Below are 18,073 nucleotides of genomic sequence, written 5' to 3'. Positions count from 1 at the left end.
CCGAACCGTTTCACGTTTCTTTATCCTGCGAGAAAGAGAAGATGAATCTTCACGCTACCGAATGCGATACCGAGCCCGTGGTGGGAGAATTCTTGCCGCCGCCGTACGAGGATCCGCACGTGTTGCGACAGTTCCAGGAACTGATCGCAAGAGTGAGCGAGGCGATCATGCCGGTTTGGCCGTTGAAGGACTACATCGCGGTCAATCCGCTGGCCGGACTTAGCGAGCGTTCCTTTGGCGAAACGCGCGAGTACCTGCGGATTGTTTCGGACTGCGAAACGTTGATGCCTTTGGCATATTACGCGGAACAGTTTGTCGAAGGAGAACTTGGAATTGCGGAGATCGAAGCCGCATTGAGTGAGCTGGCCGAATCGGAAGAGGCCGGGCAAACGCCTTGGACCGTCGAGCAAGTCGTGCAGACGCTGCAGGACGCGTACGCGAAAAAACAGGGTGACAATGAATCGCCGGTGCGGAAACGACACCGCATTCGGACGATGGCGGAGACCTGCGACGCATCACTGGCGACGTCCTGGCAGGAGACCATCGTCGATGAAATCTCCAAGCACCTCGCGGCGCACTACGATGAAGGTCAAGCGACTTGGAAAAGCCCTTGGAAGGATTTGACGCTGTTCCAGGCTTGGCGATCTGCCGCGTCCAAGGACTTGAGCATGGAGATTGCCGGGCTTCCCGGTTTTCGCGAATACGTCAGCAGCCTGCCTGGATCCGCCCGGTCGGCCCTTTTGAAATGTCTTTCCGACTTGAGGATCCCGCGGTCCTTGTGGGAGAGTTTTCTGTTGTGTCAGGCCCTCTCGATCCCGGGTTGGGCCGCGTGGACCCGGTACCAGGATCAGCAACAGGCCGAGGTGTCCGATGCGGATCATTTCCTGGGGCTGTTGGCCATTCGTTTGGCTTACGATGCGGGGCTGGGGCGCGGATTGAACATCCAATTCAACTGGGGGTTCTATGGGAATGCGGAATCCGCAGTGCTGCCGAAGGAGTCAGCCGCGGAAGTTCGGGATGCGCGGCTCCGTCAACTGCTGCTTCGCGCCACCGAGATCCGATATCGCGAGACGCTGCTAGGTTCGCTTTCGCCGGCGGAATTGAGTGAATCAGTAGATCGTGAGTCCGCGGGGGAAACGGTGTCAACGGATCGCAAGCTGGCACAACTTGCCTTCTGCATTGACGTCCGATCCGAACGCTTTCGACGAAACTTGGAGCGGGTTTCCGATGAAGTGGAAACCTTTGGAGTCGCGGGATTCTTTGGGATGCCGATCGAATCGATTGAACTGGGCGGCTGCGAGGGGGATCACCATGTCCCGGCGTTGCTCAAGCCCAGCCTGAGAGTTCGCGAGACGCTGTCCGCGGATGCTCAACAGCCGGAACCGACGACGGTCGAATCGCGTCAGCGCTGCCGGGACTGGCGGGCACTGTGGCAATCGTTTCAGACCTCGGCGGTCGGATGCTTTTCGTTCGTCGAAACGACGGGGTTGTGGTATGGGGTGAAGTTCGCCAAATGGGTGCTCGGGTTCCCCGTAGCGGATCCCTCGGAGGGACGATGGGACGGGATTCACAGGCGGGATCGCGACAAGGTCGCTTTGGCGATCGATCCTACTGATCTGCAGACCCTGGGCGAGAAAGAGCAGGTCCAATTGGCGGCATCGATGCTGGGCGCCGTTGGCCTGAAGTCGGATTTTGCTCGATTGGTGGTCTTGTGTGGGCACGCCAGTCAAAGTGCCAACAACCCCTTGGCGGCCGCCTTGGACTGCGGAGCCTGTGGGGGGCATTCGGGCGAACCCAACGCGCGATTGGCAGCGATGTTGTTGAATCGGCCGGAGGTTCGCCGAGGCTTATCCGAGCAGGGAATCGAGATCCCGGAAGACACGTGTTTCGTCGCCGCGCTGCACAACACGACCACCGACCAGTTGGAATTCTTCGACCAGGACTCCATGCCCTCGCGGGTCAGTGCGGATCTGGATCAACTGAAAGCGATGGCGGAGCAAGCGGGACTGCAAACGCGACAAGAACGTCATGTTGAAACGGCGGCTCAGGCTGGCGAGTCTTCCAACGCGGACACCCTGGTGCAACAACTGGCAACGGATTGGTCGGAGGTTCGTCCGGAATGGGGATTGGCGGGGAACGCCGGATTCGTCGCGGGGCCACGGAGTTGGACGCGCGGGGCAAACCTGGATGGCCGATCGTTTCTGCACAGCTACGATCATCGTCAGGACGAAGACGGAACGGTCCTGGAAACGATCATGACGGCACCGATGGTCGTGGCCCATTGGATCAACATGCAGTACTACGCGTCCGTCGCCGATCACGGTCGCTTTGGCAGCGGCAGCAAGGCCGTTCATAACGTGGTGGGACAATTCGGCATCCTTTCGGGCAACGGAGGCGATCTGAAAACCGGCATGGCTTGGCAATCGATTCACAACGGCAAACGATTCCAACATCATCCCTTGCGTTTGCAGTCGGTCATCGTGGCGCCGCGGGAAAAGATCCAGGCCGTGATCGACACGCACGCCGTCGTCCGAAACTTGCTGGCTGGCGGCTGGATGCACTTGATCGCGATCGATCAGGGACGGGCGTTTCGATACGGACACGACGGCCGGTGGCGGTCGCTGGGAGATCTCGGGCGGCTTCAATCCGACACACAAGGTTCTCAGAATCGCCGCGAGAGGGAAAACGCCCGGCCACCGCAACCGACTTTCGCAGCGTCCGATGCATGAGGTTCATCGATGCGAGGTCCGTTGGCGATTCAGGTTTGCGAGGCACAAGGCGAGACGTCAGCTGGCGGGAGCGACGCCCGCCGGAGCCTGAGATGCGGAGCGCAAGCATCCTGCAGGCTTCGGAATCTGCGATCTGACTGAGGTCGTACCGGCTGATTCACGCCGGACGAATTGATTGTCGCTGTACTGGCCCTGTTTGCGATGTACGGGCCCGTTTGTGATTTACCGGCCCGTTTGTGATTTACCGGGCTGTTCAGATTGCGTGGGCGACGGTTCGGTGCGGACGCCACGCTACCCGACCTTCGCTGCGCGTGCGACGGCGATGCATGCATCTCCGCCGTTGTGCACCTGCCAGCGTTTGATCAACCGCCGGTCGGCGGATGGCCCGCCGACGGCGGTGGCACGGATGGTTCCCTGGTGGCGATAATCCACTGTTCTTCCGACTGGAAGAGCCCGATCGCTGCCATTGCTGTCCCCGACCGGGCCTGATGTTCTGTGTCCGCTAGCATCTTTTCCCGATGGGTGTCCTATCAGCGGAGCAGCCAAATGCCCGATATTTCCTTCACCGCCACAGGATCGCAACGTCATGTCGTCGGCAACCACGTCAGATTCGGACAACACCCTTCGCGCGGAGATCGGTTTTCTGGGCACCGTGCTGGGGGAAATCATTCGACAATGCGAGGGAGCCGCGGCTTTGGAGCTGGTCGAGAACCTGCGGCTCGCGGCGCGTGACCGTCGTCGCGGAGCTGCCGAGGCCGATGAGCGGCTGAAAGCCTTGGTTGCCGGGCTGGACGATCAGCAGGTGCGAACGGTGATCCGGGCCTTCACCGTGTTCTTGGACCTGGCCAATCTGGTCGAGGATCGTCGGCGGATTCGAGTTTTAGGACAACGTGCCCGTCGGGCGTATCCGAATCCGCACGCGGAGTCCGTCCGTCAGGCCGTGGCCAGTTTAAAAGAATCGGGGTTGTCCGCCGAGCAGGTCCAAACGATTGTCGACCACCTGCATTTGGAACTCGTTTTCACGGCGCACCCGACCGAAGCCAAGCGGCGATCGGTGCGGGCGAAGCTGCGTGCCCTGCGGCACCTGTTGGATGCATACGATTCCGATCAGCTGCCGGAAGATCGGGATCGCACCGAGCGTCAGATCCGAGCGGAAATCACCAAGCTGTGGCAAACGGATTTCATCCGACCCTGGCGTCCTTCGGTTTTAAACGAAGTCGGCCGCGGTTTGTCGTTCAAACGCGTCCTGTGGGATCAAGTGCCCCGCATCGACGACGAGCTGCGGCGCGCCCTGCGGGAGCACTTTGGGGATCAAGTGCGAATCAAACGGCCCTGTTTGTCGTTCGGTTCCTGGATGGGCGGTGACCGTGACGGGCACCCTGGCGTCACCTCTTCGGTCACCCGCCAAACCTTGCAGTGGCTGCGTCGCGAAGCGGTGCAATTTCATCGTACGGCCTGCGAACGTCTTTTCGATTCCTTGAGTCTGTCGCGACGTCAGGTCCACCTGGGTGACGAACTGATCGAGCACATCGATGCCGCGGTGGATCGGTGGCCGGCGTTGAAAGAACGTCTGGCCCAGTTGCCACCCGGTGAGTGGTGCCGCCGGTGGCTGTCGGTGATCGCCTGGCGTCTGCAGCAAACACTCGAGCACGCGGATCTTTCGGAGATGGGGGGACAACCGCGTCCGTTTGGCGTTTACCGCTCAGCACGCGATCTGCATTCGGATGTGGCGGTGCTGGAGAGCTCGCTGCGCGAGGTGTCGACCGACTCCGTGATTGACGAGATCCGCACCTGGTTGACTCAGATCGACACGTTCGGATTGAGTCTGGCCCGGTTGGACGTCCGGCAGAATGCCAAGATCCACCGCGAAGTGATCGACGAATTGCTCCGCGTCAGCGACGTCTGTGAAGCGCCCGCGGAGTTGAATGAGTCCGATCGGAGAGCGATCCTTTGCAAGACTCTGGATGCAGAGCTTTCCGTCTGTCGAGAAGATCTGTCGCCGCAGTCTCGTGAGTTGCTGGACGTCTTCGACTTGATCCATCAAGTGAAGAACGCGTATTCGGGCGATGCTCTGGGGGCTTACGTGATCAGCATGGCCGGCCATGCGAGTGATGTGCTTTCGATCCTGTGGTTGTGGCGTCAGACGGATGATCGCAGCCATTCGATCACCGCACCGGTCGAAGCCTGGACCCTGCCCATCGCGCCGCTGCTGGAAACGATCGAAGATTTGGCGGCCGCGCCGCGGATCTTTCGTGAAATGCTGTCGGTTCCGGAGTATCGGGAGCATGTCCGCGGTCAGGGTGATCACCAACTGATCATGCTGGGATATTCCGACAGCACCAAGGACGGCGGCTATCTCTCGTCCTGTTGGTCCTTGCACCAGGCACAGCAGGAACTGGTCGACGTCGCACAGGAGTTTGGGGTGGAGGTGACATTTTTTCATGGCCGAGGCGGATCGCTGGGCCGCGGTGGTGGCCCCGCTGCCCGCAGCATTCTGTCGCTGCCACAGGGGACGTTCCAAGGATCTTTGCGTCTGACCGAACAGGGCGAAGTGTTGGCGGACCGATATGATGACCCGGTGATCGCCCATCGGCATTTGGAGCAGGTGATCTGGTCGTCGCTGCTGGCCGCCGGGGGGCTGCAAGCCGTCGACGCGCGGCGCTGGTATCCCGTCATGGAGGGGTTGGCCCAAAAGTCGTTCAAGGCCTACCGCGAACTGCTTGAGCAGCCGGGGTTTGTCGATTTTTTCCGGAGAGTCACGCCGCTGTCGGAAATCGAGCAATTGCCGATCGGATCGCGTCCGTCACGCCGCAAGTCTGGTGGCGATTTGAGCGACCTGCGAGCGATTCCGTGGGTCTTCTCTTGGACCCAGACGCGGTGCCTGATCCCCGCCTGGTACGGTTTGGGAACGTCGCTGCAGGAAATGTCGCAGACCGAACCGGAGCGGCAAACGCTTCGTCAAATGTACGACGAATGGACGTTTTTTCGCGCCGTCATCGACAATGCGGAGCTGGCATTGGCGAAGTCGGATCAGGACATCGCCGGCGCGTACATGCGGCTTGCCGGCGGCCCAGCGGACCCCTCGCCCATTGCCAATTTGCTGACCGAGGAGTTTCAGCGGTCACGTGCGGGGGTGCTGCAACTGACCGGGCAAAAGGAATTGCTGGATCAGACACCGTGGCTAAAAGAGTCCATCCGGGTTCGCAATCGGTACATCGATCCGCTAAACCTGATTCAAATCGAGCTGCTTCGCCGACGGGGGGAAGATTCGACGGCAGAAACCGACGATGAAGAACTCAGGCACTTGACTCGGCTGTCAATCAATGGAATCGCAGCCGGAATGCGGACCAGCGGGTAAGAATTCAACCAAAGCATGTTAGAACGCACAGCCAATCATTCCGACCCGACACCGGGACCGAGCCGCCAGGAGATCGTCAAAGCGATCGAGCGGCTGGGGATCGCGCTCGCCGTCAACGTCTCGCTGAAAGAACTTTCCGGCGATTCTGACGAGACGGACAATCACCTCGATGACGTGGCCGATCCGCTGGACGACCTGTTCGCCCTGGCGGAACACTCGGGGATTTTTATCAAGGAAACCGAGTTGCATTCGGTTGCCGACACGATGGCCATGGTGCGGCAGGGGTTCCCGATCGTGATCGCGCCCGACGACGGACGTCTGATCGTGATGGAGCACGCCGAGGGCAGAAAAATCGAGTGCAGCGTGATCGGGTCGACCGTCGAACAGCGTTGGGTCAACCGTCGCGGGCTGAAGAAACTGCTGGGGGATCCCTCCGCGGTTCGGATGATGGTTGCGAAGAAAGAGCTGGAGTGTGACTCCCTTTCAGACTCGCCCGGCGAGCACAGCGCCGGCCATCCGCACGACCATCCGACGCCTTTCCGGCGGTTCGTTTCGCTGCTGGCTTTGGATAAACGGGACCTCGGTCTGATCGTGATCTTCGCGCTCGTCGCGGGAGTGCTGGCCTTGGCCTCGCCCCTGGTCGTCGAAAGCCTGGTCAACGTGGTCAGCTGGGGCACCTACTTCCAACCCCTGGTGGTGTTGGCGGGAATGTTGCTGGTTTGCCTGGGGCTGGCCGGTGTGCTGCGAGTCCTGCAGACCGTGGTGGTGGAATTGATCCAGCGCCGACAGTTCGTCCGGATCGTCAGCGACTTGGCCCACCGCTTTCCGCGCGCCAGCCAGTCGGCATTGCGAGGCGAGTATCCACGCGAGCTTGCCAACCGGGTGTTCGACATCATGACGATCCAGAAGGCCACGGCCGTCTTACTGTTGGACGGCTTGTCGATCGTGTTGACGACGGTGCTGGGGCTGGTTCTGCTGGCGTTCTACCACCCGTTTCTGCTGGGGTTTGACATCGTGCTGATCATCACGATGTTGTCATTCACCTGGATCCTGGGCCGAGGAGGGGTCCGGACGGCGATCGGTGAATCGATCACGAAATACCGTGTGGCTCATTGGTTGCAAGATGTGATCGCGTCGCCGGCGGCGTTCAAAACGGGCGGCGGCGAAGCACTGGCGATTCAGCGTGCCAACCAGTTGACCACGGACTACCTGAGCGCCCGCCAGAGCCAGTTTGCGGTGGTGATCCGGCAAGTCATTTTTGCCGTCAGCTTGCAGGTGTTGGCTTCGACGGCCCTGCTGGGCCTGGGGGGCTGGTTGGTGATTCAGGGACAGCTGACTCTCGGACAGCTGGTCGCCAGCGAATTGGTGGTCACGGTGGTGGTCGGCGCGTTCGCCAAGGCGGGCAAGTCGCTCGAAAAGTTTTATGACCTGATGGCCGGCATCGATAAGGTCGGGCATCTGCTGGACATTCCCGCCGATCCTCGCGTCAGCGTCACGCATCCGCCCGACGGCCCGGCGGAACTGACCTGGGGTCCGTTGCATTTTCGCGGACCAGCCATCCACTCCCGTGTCGGCCCAGCGTCCATCGCGCCCGGAACGCGGGTGGCGATCGTCGGTGACGACACGGCCGGAAAGACGATGCTCGCCAAGGCGATCGCCGGTTTGTTGGAACCCGACGAGGGATTGGTGCAGGTGGCAGGTTACGACGCCACCCACGCCGCAATTGGCGGGCAGGGCAGCGTTGTCGCGTACGCCGGCGAGTGCGGCATTTTTCACGGCACCCTGGCGGAAAACGTCGATCTGGGTCGCGCGGGAATCGGTCAGCGACAAATCCGCGATGCGCTCACTCAGGTAGGACTTTCCAAAGTGATCCTGCGGTTGCGGGAGGGACTGCGGACGCGGCTGCAGACCGGAGGATATCCCCTTTCGGGCCAGCAAATCTCTCAGTTGATTCTTGCCCGTTCCGTGGTCAGCGATCCCAAGGTTCTGGTCGTCGATGGATTGTTGGACGGATTGGACGACCAGACGCGTGCCGAAGTCTGGCAGGGGCTCGTCCGCGACGACGCCCCGTGGACGTTGGTTTTGGTGACCAACCGCAAGGACGTGGCGGACCTTTGCGACAGCCGTATTTCCGTGCGAAATACGTGATGCGGATTCGTCAAAAAGAGAGTTGCGATGGCAGCCGGCCCACGGTCGTCACCGCCGCCAAAGGTTGGCCCGGCAGCGGTTGCCACGCACCGGATCGCGTGACGACAGAAAACGCTTTCCGGACGAGCATTGGCGTTCAATCCACACTCGTTAACAATTTCAACGCTCCTTTCCGAGCTCCCCGTGATGTTTGACGAACGACTTTTGACCGACGATTTCCCGGCCTTGCAGATGGTCCGTACGGGACGGTTGGTGCGCCGGATCGGCAAGCTGACTTTTGCGGCGATGGTGCTTTCGATCATTGCGATGATCTTCGTGCCATGGCGACAGACGGCACGAGGCATCGGAACGGTCGTCGCGTTGGACCCGCAGCAGCGGCCCCAACCGGTGCTCAGCCCGTCCAAGGGCGTTGTCAGCTACGTCAAACCGGATCTGCGTGAAGGAAGTTACGTCGAAGAGGGTGAACTGCTGCTGCGATTGACCCCGTTTGCCGTCGACTCCGTTTCGCAGTTGGACACGCAGATCGTTGCGATGGAGTCCAAAGAGGCTTCCGCGCTTTCCAGTCTGGAGGTCGCCAAGCAAGCGGTGGCGTTGCAGGAAAACAGTGGTCAACGGATGACCGAATCACTCAATCAGGATTACCAGGCGGCCAGGCAGAAATGGGAACAGGCCAAGAACGAAGTGACGCTGCTTCAGGCTGAACTGGACGACAAACGCAACCAGCTTCGCATCGCGGAAGAAGTCGCCGAGAAGGGTTTGGTGTCTCGCGAGGAACTGTTCTCCAAGCGTCAGGCGGTCGAAGCTCAGGTCGCGAAGGTTTTGAAAGCGGAAGGCGCCGTCGCGGAAGCCTACGCGAGCCTGCTTTCCAAAGAAGAAGAAATTGAAGCAAAAAAGCAGGAAATCGCGATCAAGAACCAGCAAGCCAACCAGAAAGTGCTCGACGAGATGCAAAAGATTAACACGATCGAGAAGGAAATCCTGGATCTACGCAACAAGCGACAAGAGCTGGACCGCTTGGAGATTCCGGCGCCGCGATCGGGATACATCCAGCAATGGTTCGGAGTCGAAGGGAGTGATACGGTTAAAGAAGGAGACCAACTGTTCATCATTGTCCCCGACGCGGACCAGTTGGCGGTCGAATTGAAGGTGAACGGGAACGATATGCCGCTGATTCAGGAAGGGGCGCGGGTCCGGCTGCAATTCGAAGGTTGGCCCGCTGTTCAGTTCGTGGGCTGGCCATCGGTCGCCGTGGGGACGTTCGGCGGCAAAGTCAACCGAGTCTTCCCAACTGATGATGGCATGGGAAACTTTCGCGTCGTCGTCACGCCGGACAATCATTTTCCGCGGGAGGATGGATGGCCGGACAACCGATACTTGCGTCAAGGCGTGCGCGCGAATGGTTGGGTTTTGCTGAAACGAGTTCCACTCGGTTATGAAATATGGCGTCAGTTCAACGGGTTTCCACCGGTCGTCGCGGAGGACGAACCGAAACAGCCCAATTCATCCAAGGGCAGCAAGGTCAAGCTACCCAAGCCCTGAATCGGCTGGGCGCAACGGCGACAGCTTTTGGGATCGTCGTCACGGCCATCCTGTCCTTGCTGATCGTCCATCCTTTACACGGGCAGGAACCGCGTCCGCGCATGGCGGATCCGTCCGACGGCAGGGACTTCGCAGATTTTCTGTCACAAGTGAGCCAATCCGGGTTGGAGGACGCGACCCCGGCCAGTCCGGCAGTGCCGGCGCAATCGCCTGGCGCAGCGGCGGTTCCTCCGAATGCCGGTCCGGCAGAAATGCCCGACGCCGGCGCGGGCATTGGCACTGGCGACGCCGAACTGCTGCCCGCGCCGCCAGGGACCGCCGAAGAGACCGAATCGCCCGATTCGGGGCTCCAGCTCTCGGACGTGATTGCCAGTCTGTATCGGTTCTATCCGGAGATCACGCAGGCCCGAGAGTTGGGGCGCATTGCCAACGGTGAACTGGTGTCGGCGTACGGCGCCTACGACACCAAATTCAACGCCCATTCGCTTTCCGAGCCCACGGGCTTTTACAGAAACTATCGCAACGGGTTGGGATTGGCGCGGCAAACCTGGTGGGGCGGATATCTTTCAGCGGGTTACCGGATCGGCCGAGGCTACTACCAACCGTGGTACAAGGAACGACAAACCGACGATGCGGGCGAATTCAAGCTGAGCGTCGCCACACCGTTGCTGCAGGGCCGCGCGATCGATGCCGAGCGGGTCGCCGTTTTTCAGGCTTCGCTGGCGCGACAGGCTGCGACTCCCCAAGTCCAAAAGGTTATTTTGGACACGTCGCTGCAGGCCGCAACGGTGTACTGGGATTGGGTCGCCGCCGGAGCGATTCTCCAGGCACGCGAAGAGTTGTTGGATCTGGCGGAGCGACGGGGGGAGCAGTTTGAAGCCGGTTTGGAAGCCGGAAAGTTTGCCGAGATCGATGTGGTTTTGAACAACCAGTTGATCGCCGAACGCCGAGCCATTTTGCTCAAAAGCCAACAGAAGTATCGCGCGACGTCGTTCAAGTTGGCACTATTTCTGAGAGACGAGGAAGGCCAGCCGCTGGTTCCAAACGATCAATGGCTTCCCGAACAGTTCCCGGAGATCGAAATGCCGACCACCGAGGGTTTTGAACAAGACCTGGCCGCCGCGATCAGCCGTCGCCCTGAGCCGCAGATCCTTCGCCTGCAACTGCAGCAGACAAACCTGGACCGGCGGTTGGCCTACAACCAGATGTTACCCAATTTGGATTTTGTCGCCGAGGCTTCGCAAGACATGGGAGCCCCCGCAACAAAGGATGACGACAAGGGGTGGTTCGAGCTGGTAATCGGATTTCGCAGTGAAGTGCCCATCCAGCGGCGCAAGGCGAGGGGAAAGGTCCAGTCCACCTCCGCCAAGATGATTCAGATCAACGAAAAGATTCGTTTGGTCCAAGACAAGATTGCGACGGAGCTGCTGACGGCATTCAACGCTTTGACGTTGGCCTCGGAAATCGTTGAACAAACGGAAATCTCGTTGCTGGCCGCCATCGACACGTTGGAACGCTATCGATTTGCGTTTGAGCGGGGAAAGATTGACCTGATCTACTTGAACCTGCTGGAAACGAAGACGAACGAGGCCGAGATCAAGTTGGTCGAAGCGCAGCGGGATTGGTTCTTGGCGTTGGCATCGCTGCAGGTGACCCTGGGGCTGGATCCGCTGGATCAGGCGGTCGTGGTTTCATCGCTTCCCTCTAGCAAAGTTCCCGGCCCCGGCCATTTGCCCAGTGTCAGCGAACCGGACCCAGAAGCGTTTGAGCGTGACTGGAAAACGCACTCTGTCAAACCAGAATGAACGCGTTGTTGAAGTCAACGGCCACTTGAGTCACCGTCCTCGCCGTCCAGGGACCCCGACCCGAGGGCAGGCCTGGGTTCATCGACCGGTCGGCCAATCGATGGCGTTCAGTTTGGCGAGCGCCAGGATCAGAGATTGGGTCCCGTTGCGGCGATGCCCTTGAGCCGCGGCGGCTTGGTACAGTTGGTAGCCCAGGGCCATTCCGGGTAGAGCCAGATTCATCCGAGCGGCTTCGTCCAACGCGATCTTCATGTCTTTCAAGAAGTGTTCGACGAAAAATCCCGGGTCAAAGTCGCCGTCGAGCATCCGCGGGGCAAGGTTGGACAGGGCCCAGCTTCCCGCGGCACCGGAAGCAACGCTCTTGAGAACCGTGGGGATATCCAGGCCGACGCGGTGAGCGTACAGCAGGGCTTCGCAGATGGAGATCATGCCGGTTGCGATCAGGGTCTGGTTGACCATCTTGGTGTGTTGGCCACAGCCCGGTCCGCCCTGGTGGACGATGGTCTTTCCCATCAACTGAAGCAGCGGTTCGACACGCGCAACCGCGTCCGCCTTGCCGCCAACCATGATGGAGAGGGTCCCGTTCTTTGCGCCGCTGTCACCGCCGCTGACGGGCGCATCGATTGCATCAATCGAAGCAGCCTCGCAGGTTTCTGCGATCTCGCGTGCCAGGCTTGGTTGGCTGGTCGTCATATCCACCAACGTCATGCCGGAACGTGATCCGGCCAAAACCCCTTGTTCTCCCAGGATGACTTCGCGGACGTCTTTCGGAAAACCCACGATCGTGAAAACGATGTCACTTTCTTGGGCAACTTCTTTGGGTGACGTTTTGATCTTCGCCCCGCGCTCGGCGAGCGGTTTGGCCTTGTCCGGCGATCGGTTGTAGACGGTCATGTCGTAGCCGGCGTCGATCAGGTGTCCGCACATGCTGTACCCCATGACACCGGTACCGATCCATCCGAGTCGTGTTTGGCCGGGGCTCACTGAATTCATGACAAAGTCGCCGTCTCAAGGATTGGGAGAACCAGCACTCAATCGAATTCCCAACGAACCGCGAGCGCTCGAGCCACCAGTAGAAACGTTACCCCGGCCGCCATCAACACGGCCAACTGCGGCCACAGGGTTTCCACCGGCATGTCTCGCCAGAAAACTTTGTTGTATCCGTCCAGTGCCCACGCGTTGAACGTCCATAACCCCAACTCCTGCATCCGTTCGCTCATCACATAGCGAGGCACCATCGATCCGCCCAAAGCGCTCATGGTCAATACCAGGATGACGGACAGCCCATTCAACTGGCCTCGCGTCTTGCAGAGTGTCGCCAGGAGCAGGCCAAACGCCGCTGCGGCGGAGCTGGTCACCAGCGTCATCATTACAAATCCGTCCAGGTGACCGAGCAAATCGACGCCGAAGACGAACTGCCCCCACAGGAACATCACGCAGACCTGAAAGAATCCCAGCCCTGTCAGGTAGAACCATTTCCCCAACAACAATTGATCCATGGTCAACCGCGTCGAAAGCAACCGGTCCAAGGTCGTGTTCTCGCGTTCTTCAAGCAGTGCGCCTCCTCCGCCGGTTGCACCGAACAGCAGAAACATCACGGCAATCCCCGCGGCGTACATGCTGACCACGGGATTCGTTTTTCCTTCGCCAATCACGTCCACAATTTGGATCGCCGGGGAGAGGATCTCGGACCCGTCCTGCGGTACGTCCGCTCCACGGGCCATCGCGGTGCCCTGTGACAGCTTCACAAAGGAGGCGGAATCGGCTGGAGGTGAATTCGGGACGGCTCCGGTTCCAGGCGGTTTTCGCAGCGAAGAAGTTTGCGCGGGGGCCTGCGAGCCTATCCCGGCAGGAGTCCGATGCGATGCAACGCGAGCGGCCGCCAGACTTTTCGTGCGCGCGATTGCCAGTTCCCGCCCTACCAAAGCGGCAACCACTTGCCCAGCCACCTGATCGGACGCGTCGGCCAGCAGGTCCGCACCGACGCCATCTTCCGCGGGTCGCAGCACGATCCCAATCGTGACGTTTCCGTGGCGGACCAGGTCGGAGGCTTGTTCACGAGACAAGGTCCCGTGCAACGCTGCCGAAGATTCTTCGCCCGATTCCCCGCCCGAATCCGCGCCCGAATCCATGAATCGCAGTCCGGCGCTATCACGCAGGGACGCGGCCAGCGATTCAGATTCCGACGTTTCGGCTTCGTCGACGACGACGACTTTGATCTTGGGGGTCGTCCCGCTGCCAATCCCGTTACCGAAGATCACTGCAAACACGCTGAAGAACGCGATCGGAACGACGAACGTCAGCAGCAGTTCAATCCGATTGTGAAGCAACCTTCGAAGGCTGATCTGGATGATGGTAAAAATCATCGGCCGCTCAATCCCTGAGTTCGTGACCGGTCAGATGCAAGAAGACATGATGCAACGAAGGCGACTGGACTTCCATGTCCGAAACCGAATAGCCGCTGTGCCGGACGGATTGGATGAGGCGCCCCAGTGAAACGGTGACGTCGTCGATTCGAGTTTCAAAAGTGTCTTGGCCGGCGACCCCGACTGATCGCGGCGCGACGTGTTCCCCGTCCCCGTGGAACACCAGCGGCGACTCCAGCGGTCGGTCAACTCGCATCTTGATCATCCGCGACTTGCCGACCGTCTGCCGGACGAGATCTTCGATCGTTCCGTCGGCGATCACTCTGCCTTGATCCATGATGACGATCCGGTCGCTTCGCTGTTGAGCCTCATCCAGGTGATGGGTGGTCAACAGGATGGATGCGCCCCGATCATTCAACTCGTCCAGCATTGCAAAGATCCGCTGGCGACTCTGCGGATCGACGCCAACGGTCGGTTCGTCCAACAAGATGATTCGGGGTTGATGCAGCACGCCACAGGCAAGATTAACGCGTCGCTTCATTCCGCCGGAAAAGCCCCCCAGCAGATCGTCGGCGCGGTCACGCAACCCGGTCCATTCTAAAGCCCACTCCACTTGATCCCTCAGTTCACGCCGGCCGATGCCGTGAAACTTGCCAAAGGCGCGAAGGTTTTCCCGAGTCGTCAGATCGTCGTAGAGGGCCAGTTCTTGAGGCACCAGTCCCAACGATTGGCGGACGCCCGGCGCGTTGATCGGGTGGCCAAATACCAGGATTTGGCCCTCGGTGGGACGGGTCCGCCCCGCGAGGCAACGGATCAGCGTGGTTTTTCCCGCACCGTTGGGCCCCAGAAACGCCAACCGTTCACCTTCGGACAACGCGAAATCCACGCCGCGGAGCGCGTCCAGTCGGCGATATCTCTTGCGAAGATTCGCGATCTGCAAGGCGAAAATGTCGGATCGGATCACTGCAGGAGGGCTCGGCCATGGACAGTTGGGACCACACTGCAACGAAGTATGTCAAAAATCAGGCCTTGGAGTCACCTTGAACTTTCAACTTTCCGCCTTCGACTTTCGGCTTAGCCCAAGCCGTCGATTCCGGCCGCTCTGGCTTGTTCCGGGACCAAGGCGTCCGGAGATAGAGCATCTGCGGGAGCTGGCAGGCGGAGCCTACCAAGCCGTTGGTTCCAAGGCGGGAGCCTTGGGACCAGGGGCCCCCCCTCGTTCCCGGGATCCCGCCCGGGAACGCACTGCACGCGCCGGCTCTGCCGGCCTTTCCCCGCGAAACGTCCGAACCACCGGGGACATTTGCCACCGGCGACCGGCCGTCTGAACGTGCGAACCGCAAGGTCGCACCCACCCCGGGCGGCTGCTACAAGTTCGTCAGGTATTGGACCCCCTGGTCCAGCTCGGCCAACGTCGCGTCCGAGCGTCCCACGATCACCGGTCCGCGGAAATCAGAATCTTCCAGCGTCGCGAGAATCTGCGGAAAGTCCGCCGTACCCTCACCGATCGGAACACGGATGCCCCGCCCGGCGGCCAGGTCGACCACGCCATCGGTGGCGCACACGACCACGATGCGATCTTTCAACACGCGAACGGCGTCCAGCACGCTGTGCCGGTTGACGATCAACTGGCCCGGATTGAAAGCCACCGCGACAAACCCGTCTTCGCTCTCCCCCAGGATCTCGGACAGCGTTTCACCCGATTCGGCCCCGGTCTCCGCCGCCAGAAAAGCACCGACGCGAGCCCCAAAACGTCCCAGGTCCTCGATCACCGCCTGCAGCGTGTTGTAGCGTGGATCGTCCTTGTCGTCGCTGACGTACCCGATGGAATTGATGACAGCCGGCGCGCCGAGCTTGTAGGCCAGGCTCATCGCCGACTTTGTCGCCTCAACCCGCCGTTGCAGATCCTGCGGGTTTTCGTAGCCGCGCCGCGTTTGGAACCGGAGCGCCGCCACCGACAAGTTCCGGTCCTCCAGCATCTTCCTCAGGTGACGCAGCCCCGTTTCGCTTAGCGCTTCCGGATGAACTTCGCCGCGGGCGTTCAGTTCCACCCCGCGAACACCCAGGCGGGCGGCAACATCCAATCCACGTTTCAATGGCAATCCGAGTGAATCCAAACGTACCGCAAGTTTCAATTCGGCCATAACAATCGACTCAAGGAAGTCATGAAGGGGCCGGCGCTTTCCAGATTCGCGGCGAAGAGGCAACGAACCGACAGCCCGGCAGCACGTCGCACGATACCGTAGCCGCGATGACGTGCAGCGCACAGCGGTCCGGCAAGTAGCCACGCTCGCCAGAGCGTGGAAGCTGCCGGTCAAACGCCACTTTAGGTGAGCCGGCGTGGCGCTCGCCGCGGGTTGTCTCGCCTCCACCGGCGGCAAGCGACTTGCCGCTCATTGCACTGCACGTCACGGTGTTTTTGATTGAAACTGGCGCTGTCCATGCAGTCTTGGGGCCGATCTGCCGAATCGTCACAGGAGGCGGCCCGACGCCGGCCCGTGCGACGACTATCGGATCATGTATCGATCGAGCGCGGCGCAGGCGTCCGGTCCGCCCCAGCATTGGGCTGCCTGCCAGCCGCGTTGACGCGCCGCATGGACGTTTTCGTCCTTGTCATCAATGAACAGGATTCTTTCCGGCGGCACTCCGGCGGCCTGTTCGGCGGCGTCGTAGATCTGCACGTCCGGCTTCATCCATCCGATCTGGTAGCTGAGGATGGTGACATCGAACTCCACGCCGGAGATCCTCCAATCTTGGTTGCGGATCCACCGCCAATGGGCGTCGCAGGTGTTGGAGAGGATGCCAACGCGACCGGTCTGGCGACGCATCGCTTGAACCGCCGCCACCATGGATTCGATCGGCGAAAACATGTCGCTGATGGCGGTCAAAAAATCTCGCGTGGAAAGTTGATCGATGCTCAGCCCCAGGGCTTGTCGAGCCAGATCGGCATAGGCTTCGTCATCCAGCTGGCCACGTTCATAGCGTTGTTGCAATCCGCTGGCGTAGATTCGTTCCCGAATTTGATCGATCGGTAGCTTTGTCTGGCGCGACAGATTCTCACAGGCCACCGATTCATCGAAGGACACCAGGATGTTGCCCAAATCGAAATAGCAGAATTCGATCGACGCGTTCGGGGAGTCACTCATCGGTGCAGGCGGCTAAGGCGATCACACAAGGGAAGGCTTACGACGAATACATCAGACGCGATTCCACGTCGCGCGAATGACGCGGTCAGTCTTCCAGGATGCGGAGCTGCAGATTGCGGTAGTGTGCTTCCAATGGTGGCCCGCTGTGAACCTGCAAGGCGATGACTCCTTCGCGTTCAATCTTCGGGTCCTGTTCCACGTAGTCGACCGTCTGGACTCCGTTCAGGAAAATCTGGATGTGGTCCCCCTTTGCAATCACTTTCAGCTGGTTCCAGTCGCCCCGTTTAAGCGCCTTCATCGCCTTTTGCGGAGATTCGTCCAGGAATTTTCTTCGCCGCGATTCATCGTACAGGGCGCCCCAGCATGGAGTGGATTGATTGACGAAACCGATGTCCGCCTGATAGCCGATCACTTCGGTGTCGTTGGGAATCCGCTTGGTGCGAAACTGGACACCCGCGTTGTTTCCTTGTCCCACCAGCTTGGCTTCCACGGTCAGCTCAAAGTCGCTGTAGGTCTTGTCGGTGCACAGAAAGTAGTTGTGCGGAATCGGTTTCTCCAGGCTGCCGGCAATGATGACACCGTCCTGAACGCGAAACCAGGCTTCGTCCCCGTTGAAGCCCTGCAGTGTTTTTCCGTCAAACAACTTCACCTGGGAGGAGGACGCCTGGTCTTGGATTCCAGTGTCCTGGCCTCGAACCGGCGGGGACGGCAGACAGCATCCCAGCACCGCGACCAGCGTGACGCGGACGACCTTGACCGGAAAAAGTGAACCGAAGGGAGTCATGGGGGGATACCTGCGGAGGAGGGAAGGGGCGGATTGTGAGAACCGCCGGCATAGGGATAATACGCGACGCCGAATGGCAAACACGCAACGCTCGCATTTTTGGCGACCCGCGAACCTGTCCTGCTGGGGCGGGTGTCGTCGTGACGGTGGGCGGCATGCCGCTGGCGTGTCGTCGGGCCGTTCGTCGTCGGGCCTACC

At 60.3% G+C, this 18,073-nt stretch carries 11 protein-coding genes; 5 read left to right on the top strand and 6 right to left on the bottom strand.

Annotated features, from left to right (window positions below; genetic code table 11):
- Positions 1 to 41 precede the first annotated feature (41 nt).
- The 5 genes from FYK55_RS04240 to FYK55_RS04220 all read left to right on the top strand — a co-directional run bounded on the left by FYK55_RS04240 (position 42) and on the right by FYK55_RS04220 (position 11,579).
- Positions 42 to 2,729 (top strand): DUF2309 domain-containing protein, encoded by a 2,688-nt coding sequence (locus FYK55_RS04240; RefSeq protein ID WP_150075117.1) that lies wholly within the window; start codon positions 42 to 44, stop codon positions 2,727 to 2,729.
- Positions 2,730 to 3,315: 586 nt separating this feature from the next.
- The gene (gene ppc, locus FYK55_RS04235) at positions 3,316 to 6,087 is read left to right on the top strand and encodes a phosphoenolpyruvate carboxylase (RefSeq protein ID WP_150075116.1); all 2,772 of its coding nucleotides are present in this window, start codon (positions 3,316 to 3,318) and stop codon (positions 6,085 to 6,087) included.
- A 15-nt stretch (positions 6,088 to 6,102) separates the two neighbouring features.
- Positions 6,103 to 8,235, top strand: coding sequence for an ATP-binding cassette domain-containing protein (locus FYK55_RS04230; RefSeq protein ID WP_150075115.1), 2,133 nt, complete (start codon positions 6,103 to 6,105; stop codon positions 8,233 to 8,235).
- Between the two features lie 186 nt (positions 8,236 to 8,421).
- The gene (locus FYK55_RS04225; RefSeq protein ID WP_150075114.1) at positions 8,422 to 9,774 is read left to right on the top strand and encodes an HlyD family secretion protein; all 1,353 of its coding nucleotides are present in this window, start codon (positions 8,422 to 8,424) and stop codon (positions 9,772 to 9,774) included.
- Between the two features lie 101 nt (positions 9,775 to 9,875).
- Positions 9,876 to 11,579: a TolC family protein gene (locus tag FYK55_RS04220; protein WP_201743615.1), complete on the top strand. Its 1,704-nt coding sequence runs from the start codon at positions 9,876 to 9,878 to the stop codon at positions 11,577 to 11,579.
- A gap of 78 nt (positions 11,580 to 11,657) precedes the next feature.
- On the opposite strand, the gene FYK55_RS04215 is transcribed toward FYK55_RS04220, so the two are convergent.
- The 6 genes from FYK55_RS04215 to FYK55_RS04190 all read right to left on the bottom strand — a co-directional run bounded on the left by FYK55_RS04215 (position 11,658) and on the right by FYK55_RS04190 (position 17,875).
- On the bottom strand, positions 11,658 to 12,572 hold the full coding sequence (locus FYK55_RS04215; protein WP_150075113.1) for an NAD(P)-dependent oxidoreductase: 915 nt from the start codon (positions 12,570 to 12,572) through the stop codon (positions 11,658 to 11,660).
- A 38-nt stretch (positions 12,573 to 12,610) separates the two neighbouring features.
- The gene (locus FYK55_RS04210; protein WP_150075112.1) at positions 12,611 to 13,945 is read right to left on the bottom strand and encodes an ABC transporter permease; all 1,335 of its coding nucleotides are present in this window, start codon (positions 13,943 to 13,945) and stop codon (positions 12,611 to 12,613) included.
- 7 nt (positions 13,946 to 13,952) lie between these two features.
- Entirely contained in the window at positions 13,953 to 14,909 is a 957-nt protein-coding gene (locus tag FYK55_RS04205; protein WP_235908408.1) for an ABC transporter ATP-binding protein, read from the bottom strand.
- Between the two features lie 403 nt (positions 14,910 to 15,312).
- Positions 15,313 to 16,089, bottom strand: coding sequence for a sugar phosphate isomerase/epimerase family protein (locus FYK55_RS04200; protein ID WP_150075110.1), 777 nt, complete (start codon positions 16,087 to 16,089; stop codon positions 15,313 to 15,315).
- 363 nt (positions 16,090 to 16,452) lie between these two features.
- The gene (locus FYK55_RS04195; RefSeq protein WP_150075109.1) at positions 16,453 to 17,091 is read right to left on the bottom strand and encodes an HAD family hydrolase; all 639 of its coding nucleotides are present in this window, start codon (positions 17,089 to 17,091) and stop codon (positions 16,453 to 16,455) included.
- An 85-nt stretch (positions 17,092 to 17,176) separates the two neighbouring features.
- Positions 17,177 to 17,875 carry a 3-keto-disaccharide hydrolase gene (locus FYK55_RS04190; RefSeq protein WP_150075108.1) on the bottom strand — a complete coding sequence of 233 codons (699 nt, stop codon included), beginning with the start codon at positions 17,873 to 17,875 and terminating at the stop codon, positions 17,177 to 17,179.
- Between the last annotated feature and the right edge of the window lie 198 nt (positions 17,876 to 18,073).

It is taken from the genome of Roseiconus nitratireducens (assembly GCF_008629675.1).
Taxonomy (GTDB): Bacteria; Planctomycetota; Planctomycetia; order Pirellulales; family Pirellulaceae; genus Stieleria; species Stieleria nitratireducens.
Note: the sequence above shows the minus strand (reverse complement) of the source record. Positions and strands in the feature narration are given on the sequence as shown.

Coding starts and splice junctions, on each gene's coding strand:
- FYK55_RS04240 (WP_150075117.1), top strand. CDS start 42: ATGAATCTTCACGCTACCGAATGCGATACCGAGCCCGTGGTGGGAGAA.
- ppc (WP_150075116.1), top strand. CDS start 3,316: ATGTCGTCGGCAACCACGTCAGATTCGGACAACACCCTTCGCGCGGAG.
- FYK55_RS04230 (WP_150075115.1), top strand. CDS start 6,103: ATGTTAGAACGCACAGCCAATCATTCCGACCCGACACCGGGACCGAGC.
- FYK55_RS04225 (WP_150075114.1), top strand. CDS start 8,422: ATGTTTGACGAACGACTTTTGACCGACGATTTCCCGGCCTTGCAGATG.
- FYK55_RS04220 (WP_201743615.1), top strand. CDS start 9,876: ATGGCGGATCCGTCCGACGGCAGGGACTTCGCAGATTTTCTGTCACAA.
- FYK55_RS04215 (WP_150075113.1), bottom strand. CDS start 12,572: ATGAATTCAGTGAGCCCCGGCCAAACACGACTCGGATGGATCGGTACC.
- FYK55_RS04210 (WP_150075112.1), bottom strand. CDS start 13,945: ATGATTTTTACCATCATCCAGATCAGCCTTCGAAGGTTGCTTCACAAT.
- FYK55_RS04200 (WP_150075110.1), bottom strand. CDS start 16,089: ATGGCCGAATTGAAACTTGCGGTACGTTTGGATTCACTCGGATTGCCA.
- FYK55_RS04195 (WP_150075109.1), bottom strand. CDS start 17,091: ATGAGTGACTCCCCGAACGCGTCGATCGAATTCTGCTATTTCGATTTG.
- FYK55_RS04190 (WP_150075108.1), bottom strand. CDS start 17,875: ATGACTCCCTTCGGTTCACTTTTTCCGGTCAAGGTCGTCCGCGTCACG.